The following is a 14,055-nucleotide window of genomic DNA, read 5'->3' as shown; positions in this document are numbered from 1 at the left end:
CACGTTTGCCGAGAAATCATCCACACCGCCTGTGGATGACTAGGCCTGCCCCAGCACCCGGCCGATGCCGCTGGCATCGACCGCCACCGCCGCCCGCGCGATGGCCAGCGGATCGCTGCCCGCCACGAAGCCGATACGGAAATGCACCTCGCCGCCCGGCGTACGCGACGAGTGGATCGAGGCCAGGCTGATGCTGTGCTGCTCGAACACGTGCAGCAGCTCGCGCAGCGAACCCGGGCGATCCTCCGGCAGGTGCACCGACAAGGCGTTGCGCTCGGTCAGGTCGGCCAGCAGGTAGCCCACGCGCTCGAAGGTGTAGTTGCCCGCGGCCAGCGCGGACTTACCAAAGGCGTCGTGGTTGGCGGCCAGCAGCTGCTCGCGGAACCAGCCACGCGCTGTGTCGTCGCCCTGCCCGACCTGCGCCTGCAGTGCCTGCAGCTGGCCGACGAGCCGATCCAGCATCGGCGCCACGTAGGGGTTGCCGAACTGGATGTCTTCGTAGATCGCCGGGTTCAACGACAGGATGCGCGAGATGATCGCCGTATCCAGTTCGAACGAGGCAGAGCGGTACGGCATCATCGCGGCCAGATCGCCCAGCTGCGGCTGGTACTCGCGCAGCACGCCGGCCTGCGCCAGATGGGTGGCATGCACCATGGCCTGCACCAGCGCCATCATCTGGTCGTGGTGCTGCGGCGTGGCGCGCACGCACTCGGCCTGCAGGGCCGCGCAGAGGCTGTCGACCCACGGCTGCCAGTGCTGCAGCCGCGCCTCGCAGACCACCATCACCCGGCCCTTCAGCGTCGGTGCCTTCGGCGGCGCGGTCATCGGGTGCAGCCCGACCACTTCGGCCTGCGAGGCCAGCATCGCCTGCACCGGCGCATCCTTCACCGAAGTGACGTCCAGCCACAGGCGCCCGTGTTCGCGGCCCGCCGACTGCTGCACGTAGTCGGCGATCAGCGCCGGCGTGTGCCGGATCGGCGCCGAAAACACCAGCACATCGGCCTGTGCCAGCAGCTGCTCGGGCGTATGCGAGGCCGGATCAGCCGGATCATGGCCGATCACCTGCAGCTGCATGTGCTGCTGGCAGAAGCGGGCCAGCCAACGCCCGTAGGCGCCGGCACTGCCCACAATGCCGACCGTGCGCGGCGTGCGCGTCTGCAGCGCGCTCATGCCACGCGTTCGGCGTGGAAGCGGGTGGCCTCCGCCAGCGCGGCAGGCGCGGCAGCGATCACGTCGAACTCCTCGAAGCCTCTGGCCAGGGTGGCTTCCAGCGCCGCATGTGTACCGGCGATGGCGCGCGAAATGGCCTGCTGCATCGTCTCGCCGCGCAGCAGGAAAGACACCACCAGCGACATCAGCACATCACCGGTGCCGGCCACATCCACCGGCAGCAGCGGCGAGGTCCAGCGCCAGGTTTCTTCGTGGCCTACGGCCAGCGTCACCAGCTCGCCGGGGTTGCCGCCCACGCTGTGCGCGATCACCCACTGCGGGCCACGCGCCAGCAGCGCGCGCGCGGCGGCGATGGCATCGGCCTCGGCCAGGGCCGGCATGCCGGTCAGGCGATTGAGTTCAAATGCGTTCGGCGTAACCAGCCACGCGTGCGGCAGCAGGCGCTCGGCGAAGATCGCCTCCAGCCCGGGCTCCACATAGGGACCGGTGTGGGTGTCACCGATCACCGGGTCCAGGCAGTAACGCAGCTGCGGACAGGCCGGCAGGATCTCGTCCAGCCAGTCGGCGAAGGCGGCACCGTTGGCGGCGCTGCCGAAGTAGCCGGATACCAGCATCTTCGCCCGCTGCGGCAGGCCGCGCTCGCGGGTGCCGAGCAGCAGGTCGGCGAACCAGTCGGCGGGCAGCACGCGGCCGCGGGTGGTGTCGTAGAACGGCGCATTGCTGAGCAGGACGGTCGGGATTTCCGCCACGCGCACGCCGAGGGCGCGCATCGGCGGGACGGCGGCGCTGTTGCCGGCGTGGCCGTAGACGAGCTGCGACTGGACGGAGATGACGTCGATCGGCGAGGGCCCGTCGGGGCGCTGGCGACGGCCGTGGAGCAGGTGGTTGTCGAGGGATTCGCTCATGCCCGCATTCTACGCCCACGGGGGTTTTCGGCAGGGCTTGCAGCCCTGCACCTGCTCGATGCAACGGCAACTGCAGAAGCCAGAGCGGGCTATGCGTGGGATGGCGGGGCGGTGTGGGTGGGTGCCGGCCGTTGGTCGGCACAATTGTCAGATATCGAATGAATTCATCCACGCATGGCGTGGATCTACTGGGACAGGCGGCTGTTGGTAGGTGCCGACCAACGGTCGGCACCTACCAAAGCAGAACGCTGTTCCGACAGATCGCGGCAAACTGTCGAAGGCGGGGTGGGTCCGGTTGAGGGGGCGTGAGCCGCATGGATGCGGCGACCGAGCTCACAGGGACGTACTTGCAGCGTCCCCCTCAACCGGACCCACCCCGCCATCCCGCGGATAGCCAGCTTTTGAATTTGACGTTGATCTGCAGCAGGTGCAGGGCTGCAAGCCCTGCAAACCCAAACCCCTCAGTGAGCAACAGGACGCGACGGCGGCAGCCACGCCGCGATGATGCCCAGCAGCGGCAGGAACGCGGTCAGCTGGTACACGTACTCGATACTGGTCTTGTCCGCCAGCAGACCCAGCACCGCTGCACCCAGCCCACCCATGCCGAACGCGAAGCCGAAGAACAGCCCCGACACCATGCCGATGCGGTGCGGCATCATCTCCTGCGCATACACCACGATGGCCGAGAACGCCGACGACAGCACGAAGCCGATCAGCACCGCCAGCACCGTCGTCCAGAACAGATCCGCATGCGGCAGCGCCAACGCGAACGGCGCCACGCCCAGGATCGAGGTCCAGATGATCGGCTTGCGGCCGATGCGGTCACCCAGCGGGCCACCAAGGAAACCACCCGCCGCCGACGCCACCAGGAACGCGAACAGGTGCAGCTGCGCCTGCGCCACCGGAATGCCGAAGTGGTGCATCAGGTAGAAAGTGAAGTAACTGCCGATGCTGGCCATGTAGAAGTACTTGCTGAAGATCAGCACCAGCAGGATCACCATCACCCGGGCCACAGTGCGGGTCGGATGACGCGGAGCGATCGATGCCTGCCCGACCGGACGCGGGGCGCCCAGGTGCAGTGCATACCAGCGGCTGACATGGGTCAGCAGGGCGATGCCGATCAGCGCGGCGCCGGCAAACCAGGAGGCGGCGTGCTGGCCGTACGGCACGATCACCGCGGCGGCGATCAGCGGGCCCAGGGCAGTACCGAAGTTGCCGCCGACCTGGAACACCGACTGGGCAAGCCCGTGGCGGCCACCGGAAGCCAGCCGTGCGATGCGCGAGGCTTCCGGGTGGAAGATGGCCGAACCGATCCCGACCATGGCCGCAGCCAGCAGCACCATCGCGTAGTTCGGCGCGAAGCCGAGCAGCAGCATGCCGCACAGGGTCGACGCCATGCCGATCGGCAGCGAGTACGGCGCCGGCTTGCGGTCTGTGACCAGGCCGACCAGCGGCTGGAAGATCGACGCGGTCAGCTGGTAGGTCAACGTGATCAGGCCGATCTGGGTGAAGCTGAGGTTGAAGCCTCCCTTGATCACCGGATAGATGGCCAGGATCAGCGACTGCATCATGTCGTTGACCATGTGGGAGGTGGAAATCGCTGCCAGCACGCCGCGGGTCGAGCTGCGGACGGTGGGCGCGGGTGTAGCCAGGCTGGACATGGTGCGCAGTCAGGTTGGGGGCGAGGCCTGCATGCTACGGTGCCCTCCCCCTCCCTTCCGCCGCGTTCTGGTCATGCCATATCGCAAAAAGGACACTCCCTGCACGATCCGGGAGTTCGCGCCCTGGAACGAGGTGCCCGGCCACCGGCCGGTGACCTGCCGGGTCAAGGATTACCCGGCCGGCACCCGGGTGTCGCCACACCGCCATCGCCGCCACCAGCTGGTCTATGCCATGTCCGGCCTGATGGTGGTGCGCTCGGAAGTCGGCCGCTGGGTAGTGCCCTCCACTCGTGCCATCTGGATGCCGGCCGGCATGGCCCATGCGGTGGACTGCATTGCCGACGTGCACATGCGCAGCCTGTACATCGACCCGGCATTCGCTCCGCAGCTGGCCACCGAGGCCTTTGCGGTGCAGGTGGCGCCGCTCCTGCGCGAGCTGCTGCATGCAGCGACCCTCATCGAGGGCGAGCACGAGGACGACAGCCGCGATGGCCGCGTGGTGCGCCTGCTGCTGGATGAACTCCACCGCATGGACGTGCTGCCCCTGCATTTGCCGACCCCGGTCGATCCGCGGCTGCAGCGCATCTGCCAGCACATCCAGAAGCATCCCGGCGACGAAGCCACGCTGCAGGACTGGGCCGAAGCCCTGGCAGTGGACGTGAAGACCGTCCAGCGCCACTTCGCCAGCGAACTGGGCATGACCTTCGGCCAGTGGCGGCAACAGGCGCGCCTGCTTGCCGCGATGGAGCGCCTGGCGGTCGGCGAGAAAGTCATCGATGTGGCGCTGGCGATGGGCTATGACAGCCCAAGCGCCTTCACCAGCATGTTCAAGCGTCAGCTGGGGCAGACGCCGGCGGCGTTTTTCCGCTGATTCGGCAAACCGCATCCACGCATGGCGTGGGTCTACCAGATGACAGCCCCGTGGCAGCGCCGGGCCATGCCCGGCGGAATGCGTGCGATGCGCGCAAACGAAAAACGCCGGGCATGGCCCGGCGCTACCGTTCTACGTTTTCGTTCAAGAACTCAGGACGTCATGCGGTCCCAGAAGCCCTTCACGCCATCCATGAAGGTGGCTGACTTCGGCGAATGCTTGCGCGCTTCCTCGCCGACGAAGGTGGCTTCGAACTGCTCAAGCAGCTTGCGCTGGTCGTTGGTCAGGTTCACCGGGGTTTCCACCACCACGCGGCAGTAGAGGTCGCCTTCGCTGCGGCTGCGCACCGAACGCACGCCCTTGCCGCGCAGGCGGAACAGCTTGCCGGTCTGGGTTTCGGCTGGAATGCGGATTTCCGCTTCGCCGCCGAGGGTGGCCACGCGCACGGTGTCGCCCAGCGCGGCCTGCGAGATGCGGATCGGCACTTCGCAGTGCAGGTCGTCGCCGTCGCGCTGGAAGATGTGGTGCTCGCGCACGCGCACTTCCACGTACAGGTCGCCCGGCGGCGTACCGGCGGGGCCGGCCTCGCCTTCGCCCTGCAGGCGGATGCGGTCGCCGGTATCGACGCCGGCCGGCACCTTCACCGACAGCACCTTGTCTTCCTCGATGCGGCCGTTGCCGTGGCAGGTCTTGCACGGCTTGGCGATGATCTGGCCACGGCCGTTGCAGTGGTGGCAGGCCTGCTGCATGGCAAAGATGCCGCGCTGGATGCGCACCTGGCCGCGGCCATGGCAGACGTTGCAGGTCTCGACCTTGCCGTCTTCGGAGCCACTGCCATCGCAGTCGCCACACTCGGCCAGGGTCGGGATCTCGATCCGGCGTTCGACGCCGCGCACGGCTTCTTCCAGGTCCAGTTCCATCACGTAGCCGATGTCGGCACCGCGACGGGCCTGGCGCTGACCGCCACCGCCGCCACCAAAGATGTTGCCGAAGATATCGCCGAAGATATCGTTCATGTCCGGGCCGCCCGGACCACCGCCGCCGCCCATGCCGTGCTCGAACGCGGCGTGGCCGTGGGCATCGTACATGCGGCGCTTGTTGCTGTCGGACAGCGTTTCGTAGGCTTCCTTGCACTCCTTGAAGGAGGCTTCGGCGGCCGTATCACCCGGGTTGCGGTCCGGGTGGAACTTCATGGCACAGCGACGGTAGGCTTTCTTCAGCTCTTCGTCGGTGGCGGTGCGGGCAACGCCCAGCACTTCGTAGTAATCGCGCTTGCTCATAGGGTGAATCAGTTTCCGGAAAGTCGGGATTCGTCAAAGCGGAAGAGCGGAACCAGGTCCGCTCTTGCGTCGGGCGCCCCGACACGCCGGGCGGCGGTCAGGACCCTGGTACGACAACGGGACGCTGGCAGGCAGCGCCCCGCGTCGGTCCGGATCAGGACTTCTTGTCGTCCTTGACTTCGGTGAACTCGGCGTCCACCACGTCATCCGCTGCCTTGCCTGCGTTGCCGGCATCGCCACCCGGGGCACCGCCCTGGTCGGCCGAAGCCGCGGCGAACAGCGCCTGGCCGGCTTCTTCCAGCACCTTCGACTTGGCTTCGATCTGTGCCTTGTCGTCGCCCTTCATCGCGGTTTCCAGATCGGCCAGAGCCGCCTCGACCTTGCCGATGACATCGCCGCCGACCTTGCTGCCGTGCTCGGTGATGGCGCTGCGGGTGCCGTGGATCAGGGCATCGGCCTGGTTGCGGGCCTGCACCAGTTCCTGGAACTTCTTGTCTTCGTCGCGGTTGGCTTCCGCGTCGGCGACCATGCGTGCGATCTCTTCCTCGGACAGACCCGAACCGGCCTTGATCTCGACCTTCTGTTCCTTGTTGGTCTTCTTGTCCTTGGCCGACACGTGCAGGATGCCGTTGGCGTCGATGTCGAAGGACACTTCCACCTGCGGCAGGCCGCGCGGGGCCGGCTCGATGCCGGACAGGTCGAACTTGGCCAGCGACTTGTTGAAGCGGGCCTGCTCGCGCTCACCCTGCAGCACGTGCACGGTCACGGCCGACTGGTTGTCCTCGGCGGTGGAGAACACCTGCGAGGCCTTGGTCGGGATGGTGGTGTTCTTCTCGATGATCTTGGTGAACACGCCACCCATGGTCTCGATGCCCAGCGACAGCGGGGTCACGTCCAGCAGCAGCACGTCCTTGACGTCGCCGCCCAGCACGCCGCCCTGGATCGCCGCACCCAGTGCCACCGCTTCGTCCGGGTTGACGTCCTTGCGCGGTTCCTTGCCGAAGAACTCGGTCACCGCCTGCTGCACCTTCGGCATGCGGGTCTGGCCACCGACCAGGATCACTTCGCTGATGTCGCTCGAACGCAGGCCGGCATCGTTCAGGGCGACGCGGCACGGCTCGATCGACTTCTTGATCAGCTCGTCGACCAGCGATTCCAGCTTGGCGCGGGTCAGCTTGATGTTCAGGTGCTTCGGACCCGAGGCATCAGCGGTGACGTACGGCAGGTTCACTTCGGTCTGCTGGGCGCTGGACAGCTCGATCTTGGCGCGCTCGGCGGCGTCCTTCAGGCGCTGCAGGGCCAGCGGATCCTTGCGCAGGTCGATGCCCTGGTCCTTGTTGAACTCTTCAACCAGGTACTCGATGACGCGGTTGTCGAAATCTTCGCCGCCCAGGAAGGTATCGCCGTTGGTGGCCAGCACTTCGAACTGCTTCTCACCGTCGACGTTGGCGATCTCGATCACCGAGACGTCGAAGGTGCCGCCGCCCAGATCGTACACCACGATCTTGCGATCCTTGTTGTCGCCCTTGTCCAGGCCATAGGCCAGCGCGGCCGCGGTCGGCTCGTTGATGATGCGCTTGACGTCCAGGCCGGCGATGCGGCCGGCGTCCTTGGTCGCCTGGCGCTGGCTGTCGTTGAAGTAGGCCGGCACGGTGATGACCGCTTCGGTGACCTTCTCACCGAGGAAGTCCTCGGCGGTCTTCTTCATCTTTTCCAGCACCTTGGCCGAGATTTCCTGCGGCGCCATCTTCCTGGCATCGCTGGTCGACACCCAGGCGTCGCCATTGTCATGGGCCAGGATGCTGTACGGGACGTGGGCGATGTCCTTCTGCACTTCAGCGTCGGTGAACTTGCGGCCGATCAGGCGCTTCACCGCGTAGAAGGTGTTCTTGGGGTTGGTGACGGCCTGACGCTTGGCCGAGGCGCCGACCAGGACTTCGCCGTCCTTGGTGTAGGCGACGATCGACGGGGTGGTGCGATCGCCTTCCGAATTCTCGATGACGCGGGCCTTGCCGCCGTCCATGATCGCCACGCACGAGTTGGTGGTGCCGAGGTCGATACCAATGATCTTGCCCATGGGGGAGACTCCTGAAGAATGCTTGTTGGTGTCAATCCGGCCGGTCGGCCGGTGGATGAATGGGATGTGGGGGAGGCTCGTGGAACATTCAAGCCATCCCCCGAACGCTGTGTTCAACCGTTCAAAGTGCGCCGGGCCTGGCCCGGCTACCTGACGGCGATGGGCCGTTGCCGGCCCGGCGCGTCAGTCGGCAGCCACCACCACCAGCGCCGGCCGCAGCAGGCGCTCGTTGAGCAGGTAGCCCTTCTGGAACACGGTCACCACGCTGCCCGGGGCCGCGTCGGGGGCCGGCACCTGGCTGATGGCCTGGTGGTGTTCCGGGTTGAATGCCTGGCCGGTCGGGTCCAGCAGGACCAGTCCGTTGTCGGCGGCGACCTTCAGCAGCTGCCTGTAGGTCATCTCCAGCCCCTCGCGCAGCGGGTTGGCATCGTCGCCGGCGGCCTTCAGGCCGGCATCCAGGCTGTCAAACACCGGCAGCAGCTCGCCCAGCAGCTTCTCGTTGGCGAACTTGCGCGCCTGCTCGATGTCGCGGGCCACGCGCTTGCGCTGGTTCTCCAGGTCGGCGCGCTCACGCAGCGCATCGGCCTTGACCTGCTCGACTTCGGCGCGCAGGCGCTCCACTTCGTCATGGGTGCCCGCGGCAGCGGCCGCATCGGCGGCGCTCTGCTGGGCTTCGATATCTGGCTGTTCTTGGTTCATGTCTGGGTCCCTGGCGGTCACTCTCCGCCTCCACCCACCCTAGTGTGGGCGGGATGCTGCGTTTCAAGCGTCTGCCGGCCCCGGACCGCGTCCCGGCGGCGAAAAGGCCGCCCCGAGCACGTCCGCGGTGGCCTGGACCAGTGGAATCATCCGGTCGTAGGCCATCCGCTTGGGCCCGATCACCCCCAGCACGCCCAGCACCTGGCCGTTGGCGGTGTAGGGCGCGGTGACCAGCGAGACCCCCTGCAGCGGCATCATCCCGGTCTCTTCGCCGATGAAGATGCGCACGCCTGGGGCCTGGATCGTCCGCTCCAGCAGCTGCAGGATCTCGCGCTTGCTGGAGAACAGCTCGAACAGCTCGCGCAGGCGCTCCAGGTCCGACAGGTCCTGCACCCCCATCAACCGGGTCTGCCCGGCTACCAGCATGTCGTCGGCCGGTGGCTGCAGGGCCTGCTCGGCCAGCTCGATGCTGTGCGCCAGCAGCTGTTCCAGCTCGGACCGGGCGTCGCGCAGCTCCAGCAGCAAGCGGGTGCGGATCTCGGCCAGCGGCAGCCCGGCGAAATGGGCGTTGAGGTAGTTGGCCACCTGTTCCAGCTGACCCGGCTCGAAGCCCTGGCGGGTCTCGATGACCCGGTTCTGCACCTCGTTGTCGGCAAACACCAGGATCGCCAGCACCCGGCGGCCGTCCAGGGCTACGAAATCGATCTGGCGGAAGGCGAACTGCTCGCGCCGCGGCGCGCTGACCACGCCGACGAAGTGGCTCATCGCCGACAGCAGCTCCGAGGCGCTGCCGAGCAGGGCCTGGGTGCTGCCGCCACCGGCCAGCTCATGGCGCAGGCGGGCCAGTTCGCCCTCGCCCGGCGGCTGCATCTGCAGCAGGCTGTCGACGAACACCCGGTAGCCGTGCGCGGTCGGGATGCGCCCGGCCGAGGTATGCGGCGACGCCAGCAGGCCCAGGTCCTCCAGGTCGCCCAGAATGTTGCGGATGGTGGCCGGGCTGACCTCCAGGCCTGCCACGCGCGCCAGCGTCTGCGAGCCGACCGGCTCACCGTCCTGGATGTAACGCGCGATCAGCGTGCGCAATAGATGGCGCGCACGCGGGGCAAGCTGGTCAGCGGAACCGTGCATGGAATCAACCTGTGAGACACGGAGACTAGATAATGGCGGTGCGTCGCCTTGGCAAGTCGTTGGACCACCCCGCCGCGCGTGCTAGCGTTGCGCGGCTCAGACACCCCTGTACCCATGCTCAGACATCTTTCGATCAAGGATTTTGCCGTCGTCCGCGCTACCGAGCTGGAGTTCGGGCCGGGCATGACCGTCGTTTCCGGCGAGACCGGCGCCGGCAAGTCGCTGATGGTCGACGCGCTCGGCTTCCTGTCCGGCCTGCGTGCCGACAGCGGCGTGGTCCGCCATGGCGCCGCCCGTGCCGAGCTGTCGGCCGAGTTCGCCCTGGACCAGCTGCAGGCCGCGCGCCAGTGGCTGGCCGACAACGAGCTGGACGACGAGGACCAGTGCCAGCTGCGCCGGGTGATCCGCGCCGATGGCGGCTCGCGCTCGTGGATCAACGGCCGCCCGGTGACCCTGGCGCAGCTGGCCGATCTGGCGGGGCGGCTGGTGGAAATCCATGGCCAGCACGAGCAGCAGGCCCTGCTGACGCGCCCGTCGCAGCTGGCCTTGCTGGATGCCTATGCCCGCAACGAGGACGAGCGCCGCCAGGTGCGCCGCGCCGCTGCGGCCTGGCAGACCCTGGTCGATGAATCGCTGGCCCTGTCGCAACAGGGCGACGTTTCCGACCGCATCGGCTTCCTCGAACACCAGCTGCGCGAGCTGGACCGCGAAGACCTGGAACCCGAGTCGATTGTCGCGCTGGGTGCCAGCCACCGCCGCCAGGCCCACGCCAGCGCCCTGCTGAGCGCCTGCCAGGCGGCCAGCAACCAGCTCAATGGCGACGACGGCAGCTCGGCCATGGACCTGCTGCAGCAGGTGCGCCACGAACTGTCGCGACTGATCGAACACGACCCGCGCCTGGGCGACGTGGACGGCCTGATCGAGAACGCCTCGATCCAGCTGCACGAAGCCCTGTCGCTGCTGGACCGCGTGCACGACGACCTCGATGCCGACCCGGAGCAGTTCGAAGAAAACGAGCGCCGCCTCGGCCGCCTGCACGACCTGGCCCGCAAGCACCGCGTGCCGATGGACGAGCTGGGCGCGCAGCGCGAACGCATGCATGCCGAAGTGGAACAGCTGCGCGGTGCCGACGAGCGCCTGCAGCGCCTGGCCGGTGAGATCGAGAAGGCTGCCGCCGCCTGGCGCGTGCAGGCCGAGGTGCTCAGTGCCAGCCGCCGCAAGGCCGCTGCCGAGCTGTCGGCCACCACCACCGGCATCATCGCCGAGCTGGGCATGGGTGGCGGCCAGTTCCTGATCGAGCTGGAAGCACAGGACAGCGGCAAGCCCGACCCGCAGGGCGCCGAGCGCGTCGAGTTCCTGGTGGCAGCCAATGCCGGCCAGCCGCCGCGGGCGCTGCGCAAGGTCGCCTCCGGCGGTGAACTGTCACGCATCTCGCTGGCCATCGAGGTGGCCGCGCTGGACCTGGATGCGGTGCCGACCATGGTGTTCGACGAAGTGGACTCGGGCATCGGTGGCGCGGTCGCCGACATCGTGGGCCAGAAGCTGCGTGCACTTGGCGAGAAGCGCCAGGTGCTGTGCGTCACCCACCTGCCGCAGGTCGCCTCCAAGGGCCACGCCCATTACCGGGTCAGCAAGGCCCCGGTGGAAGGCATGACCCAGAGCGCGGTGGAGAAGCTGGACACCAAGGCGCGCGAAGAAGAGCTGGCACGCATGCTGGGTGGCGTGGAAGTGAGCAAGGAAGCCCGCGCCGCAGCCCGCAAGCTGCTGGTGGCGTCGAGCTCGCTGGACTGACCGCATTGAGCCGGGCATGGGCTCGGCTCTACAACGTGCGCCCGAACGAAACCGGCCTGTAGAGCCGAGCCCACGCTCGGCTCCGGCGCATCCACGCGCGGCGTCACCCCAGCGGCCGCGCCAGATCCACATGCTCCACCAGGAAATCAAGAAACGCCCGCACCCGCAGCGGCAGGTATCCACCCTGCCCCAGAAACACCGCGTGCACCTCTTCCAGGTCACCCGGGTTGACCTCTTCCAGCACCGGCAGCAGCCGCCCCGCCGCGATGTCAGCCTGCACCTGGAACGCAGCCAGCCGCGCCATGCCCAGCCCACCCAGCACCAGGCGGCGCAGCGCATCGCCATTGCTGGCGCGGGCATTGCCGCTGGGCAGCAGCATCCGCTCGCGCCCGTCCTGCAGCACCGGCCAGCCCTGCATCGCCCGCGCGTGGCCGATATCCAGCCGGTTGTGTGCCTGCAGCGCCTCGACCGAGTGCGGAAGGCCATGGCGCTGCGCATAGGCTGGCGCCGCGACGATCATCATCCGGGTCGAGCCCAGCCGCCGCGCCACCAGGCTGGAACTCTTCAGCGGTCCCGCGCGCACGGCCACGTCGGTGCGCTGCTCCAGCAGATCGATCACCTCGTCGTTCAGGGTCAGGTCCACTCCCACCTGCGGGTGCTGCTGCAGGAACGCGGGCAGCAGCGGCAGCAGGAAGTGCTGGCCGAAGGGCACGTTGGAATTGACCCGCAGGCGCCCGCGCGGCTCGGCGTGGGCACTGGCGCAGCGCTCGGCCTCCTCCAGGTCGGCCAGCACGCGCAGGCCGCGCTCGTAGAACGCACAGCCTTCCGGCGTCAGCTGCAGCTGGCGAGTGGAGCGCTGCAGCAAGCGCGTACCCAGCCGCTGCTCCAGCCGCGCCACCAGCTTGCTGACCGCCGAGGGCGTCATGTCCAGCGAGCGCGCGGCAGCGGAGAAGCCGCCGGTCTCGATCACCCGCACGAACACTTCCAGTTCGCCGGATCGGTTGATGTCGGGTCGTGCCATGCCAGTGAATCCAGTTCATAGATGATTATCCATCCGCAGTCTAGTTCACAGATGGGGCCGCAATCACCATGGCGCGTCCACCTGCCGGGATTGACCGATGAACGACCTTCGCCATCTTGCCGCCACTGCCCTGATCGCCCTGTCCGGCACCGCCGGCACTCAACCTGCCAGCCCCAGCCACTGGGTCGCCAGCTGGCAGGCCAGCCCGCAACCGGTGTGGAAACAGGACTTCCTGTTCCCCACACTGTTGCCCGCACAGCTGGACAACCAGACCTTCCGGCAGACCGCGCGCATCAGCCTGGGCGGGCCGCGCCTGCGGGTGCGACTGAGCAACGCCCACGGCACGCAGCCGCTGCAGATCGATGCGGCCAGCGTGGCGGTGGAGGCCGATGCGCCGCCGCTGGCCCTGCGTTTCGATGGTCAGCCGGGCGTGCGCATCGCACCGGGCCAGCAGTGCGTGAGCGATCCGCTCGCCCTGCCGACCCGCAACCTGCAGCAGGTGCAGGTCAGCACCTACCTGGCCGGGCCGACCCCGCTGCAGACCTTCCACTGGGAAGGCCGCCAGACCAGCTGGATCGCGCCGGGCGACCAGAGCCCGGCGAGCACGCTGCACGACGCCCGCCCCACCACGGCGCGCGCGTTGCTGGCGGGGATCGACGTCGAGGCGCCGGCCAGCGCGCGCAGCGTCGTGGTCATCGGCGATTCGATCACCGATGGCGCGACCGCCACCCTGGACCAGGACCAGCGCTGGACCGACCATCTGGCCGCCCGTCTGGCCCCGCGTGGCATTGCCGTGGTCAATGCCGGCATTTCCGGCGGCCGCCTGCTGCGCGATGGCATGGGCGCAGCCACCCTCGCCCGCTTCCAACGCGACGTGATCGACCAGCCCGGCGTGGCCAGCGTGATCGTGCTGATCGGCATCAACGACATCAGCTGGCCGGGCACCGCCTTCGCCCGCGATGAGCCCCGCCCTACCCTGGCCGGGCTGCAGGCCGGCTATCGGGCACTGGCCCAGCAGGCCCGCCGCCACGGCCTGCGCATCCTCGGCGCGACCCTGCCGCCGTTCGCCGGCGCCCTGCCCGGCACGCCGCTGGAGAACTACTACGACGCAGACAAGGACGCGCTGCGCCGCCAGCTGAACGACTGGCTGCGCACGGACAGCCCCTTCGATGCGGTGGTCGACCTGGATGCGGCCCTGCGCGACCCGGCAGAACCGTCGCGGATGGCCGCTGCCTTTGATTCCGGTGACCACCTGCACCCCGGCGATGCCGGCAACCGGGCCATGGCCGAGGTGGTGGATCTGGACGCGCTGCTTGGGACATCCACGCAGGGCGTGGATCTACTGCACGAGCCGGGGTCGGCCGGGGTCGGATCCCTTTGCGCCAGCAAAGGGCTCTGACCCCAGCACCAGGCCCAGCAACGAAAAACCCCGGGCAGGCCCGGGGTCTTCAT

Annotated in this window: 11 protein-coding genes; 3 read left to right on the top strand and 8 right to left on the bottom strand. The window is 68.2% G+C overall.

What is annotated here, in order from left to right; genetic code table 11:
* Positions 1-39: 39 nt before the first annotated feature.
* From AC1VXD_RS09570 to AC1VXD_RS09560, 3 genes are all read right to left on the bottom strand, one after another.
* Positions 40-1,170 (bottom strand): prephenate dehydrogenase, encoded by a 1,131-nt coding sequence (locus AC1VXD_RS09570; RefSeq protein ID WP_482991857.1) that lies wholly within the window; start codon positions 1,168-1,170, stop codon positions 40-42.
* Positions 1,167-2,075: a pyridoxal kinase gene (pdxY, locus tag AC1VXD_RS09565; protein WP_482991856.1), complete on the bottom strand. Its 909-nt coding sequence runs from the start codon at positions 2,073-2,075 to the stop codon at positions 1,167-1,169. The genes AC1VXD_RS09570 and pdxY overlap by 4 nt, the downstream gene beginning before the upstream one ends.
* A 461-nt stretch (positions 2,076-2,536) precedes the next feature.
* Entirely contained in the window at positions 2,537-3,736 is a 1,200-nt protein-coding gene (locus AC1VXD_RS09560; RefSeq protein WP_482991855.1) for an MFS transporter, read from the bottom strand.
* A 73-nt stretch (positions 3,737-3,809) separates the two neighbouring features.
* Here AC1VXD_RS09560 and AC1VXD_RS09555 point away from each other — a divergent pair, with 73 nt between their 5' ends.
* Positions 3,810-4,607: an AraC family transcriptional regulator gene (locus tag AC1VXD_RS09555; RefSeq protein ID WP_482991854.1), complete on the top strand. Its 798-nt coding sequence runs from the start codon at positions 3,810-3,812 to the stop codon at positions 4,605-4,607.
* A gap of 152 nt (positions 4,608-4,759) precedes the next feature.
* Here the strand turns inward: AC1VXD_RS09555 and dnaJ are convergent, their stop codons facing one another.
* The 4 genes from dnaJ to hrcA all read right to left on the bottom strand — a co-directional run bounded on the left by dnaJ (position 4,760) and on the right by hrcA (position 9,791).
* On the bottom strand, positions 4,760-5,887 hold the full coding sequence (gene dnaJ / locus AC1VXD_RS09550) for a molecular chaperone DnaJ (RefSeq protein ID WP_482991853.1): 1,128 nt from the start codon (positions 5,885-5,887) through the stop codon (positions 4,760-4,762).
* 154 nt (positions 5,888-6,041) lie between these two features.
* Positions 6,042-7,964 carry a molecular chaperone DnaK gene (dnaK, locus tag AC1VXD_RS09545; RefSeq protein ID WP_482991852.1) on the bottom strand — a complete coding sequence of 641 codons (1,923 nt, stop codon included), beginning with the start codon at positions 7,962-7,964 and terminating at the stop codon, positions 6,042-6,044.
* A gap of 183 nt (positions 7,965-8,147) precedes the next feature.
* The gene (grpE, locus tag AC1VXD_RS09540) at positions 8,148-8,663 is read right to left on the bottom strand and encodes a nucleotide exchange factor GrpE (protein WP_482991851.1); all 516 of its coding nucleotides are present in this window, start codon (positions 8,661-8,663) and stop codon (positions 8,148-8,150) included.
* A gap of 63 nt (positions 8,664-8,726) precedes the next feature.
* Positions 8,727-9,791 (bottom strand): heat-inducible transcriptional repressor HrcA, encoded by a 1,065-nt coding sequence (gene hrcA / locus AC1VXD_RS09535; RefSeq protein ID WP_482991850.1) that lies wholly within the window; start codon positions 9,789-9,791, stop codon positions 8,727-8,729.
* A gap of 114 nt (positions 9,792-9,905) precedes the next feature.
* Here hrcA and recN point away from each other — a divergent pair, with 114 nt between their 5' ends.
* Entirely contained in the window at positions 9,906-11,582 is a 1,677-nt protein-coding gene (recN, locus tag AC1VXD_RS09530; RefSeq protein ID WP_482991849.1) for a DNA repair protein RecN, read from the top strand.
* Between the two features lie 103 nt (positions 11,583-11,685).
* On the opposite strand, the gene AC1VXD_RS09525 is transcribed toward recN, so the two are convergent.
* Positions 11,686-12,603, bottom strand: a complete 918-nt coding sequence (locus AC1VXD_RS09525; RefSeq protein ID WP_482991848.1) for a LysR family transcriptional regulator — start codon at positions 12,601-12,603, stop codon at positions 11,686-11,688.
* A 97-nt stretch (positions 12,604-12,700) separates the two neighbouring features.
* On the opposite strand from AC1VXD_RS09525, the gene AC1VXD_RS09520 reads away from it, so the two are divergent.
* The gene (locus AC1VXD_RS09520) at positions 12,701-14,002 is read left to right on the top strand and encodes an SGNH/GDSL hydrolase family protein (RefSeq protein ID WP_482991847.1); all 1,302 of its coding nucleotides are present in this window, start codon (positions 12,701-12,703) and stop codon (positions 14,000-14,002) included.
* Positions 14,003-14,055: the final 53 nt, after the last annotated feature.

The organism is Stenotrophomonas sp. STEN054 (assembly GCF_056854535.1).
The sequence above is the reverse complement of the archived record's forward strand: the minus strand, read 5'-3'. Positions and strand labels throughout refer to the sequence as shown.

Excerpts from the sequence above, each read along its gene's own strand:
- AC1VXD_RS09555 (WP_482991854.1), top strand. The coding sequence starts at position 3,810 with ATGCCATATCGCAAAAAGGACACTCCCTGCACGATCCGGGAGTTCGCG.
- AC1VXD_RS09570 (WP_482991857.1), bottom strand. The coding sequence starts at position 1,170 with ATGAGCGCGCTGCAGACGCGCACGCCGCGCACGGTCGGCATTGTGGGC.
- pdxY (WP_482991856.1), bottom strand. The coding sequence starts at position 2,075 with ATGAGCGAATCCCTCGACAACCACCTGCTCCACGGCCGTCGCCAGCGC.
- AC1VXD_RS09525 (WP_482991848.1), bottom strand. The coding sequence starts at position 12,603 with ATGGCACGACCCGACATCAACCGATCCGGCGAACTGGAAGTGTTCGTG.
- grpE (WP_482991851.1), bottom strand. The coding sequence starts at position 8,663 with ATGAACCAAGAACAGCCAGATATCGAAGCCCAGCAGAGCGCCGCCGAT.
- recN (WP_482991849.1), top strand. The coding sequence starts at position 9,906 with ATGCTCAGACATCTTTCGATCAAGGATTTTGCCGTCGTCCGCGCTACC.
- dnaJ (WP_482991853.1), bottom strand. The coding sequence starts at position 5,887 with ATGAGCAAGCGCGATTACTACGAAGTGCTGGGCGTTGCCCGCACCGCC.
- dnaK (WP_482991852.1), bottom strand. The coding sequence starts at position 7,964 with ATGGGCAAGATCATTGGTATCGACCTCGGCACCACCAACTCGTGCGTG.
- AC1VXD_RS09560 (WP_482991855.1), bottom strand. The coding sequence starts at position 3,736 with ATGTCCAGCCTGGCTACACCCGCGCCCACCGTCCGCAGCTCGACCCGC.
- hrcA (WP_482991850.1), bottom strand. The coding sequence starts at position 9,791 with ATGCACGGTTCCGCTGACCAGCTTGCCCCGCGTGCGCGCCATCTATTG.
- AC1VXD_RS09520 (WP_482991847.1), top strand. The coding sequence starts at position 12,701 with ATGAACGACCTTCGCCATCTTGCCGCCACTGCCCTGATCGCCCTGTCC.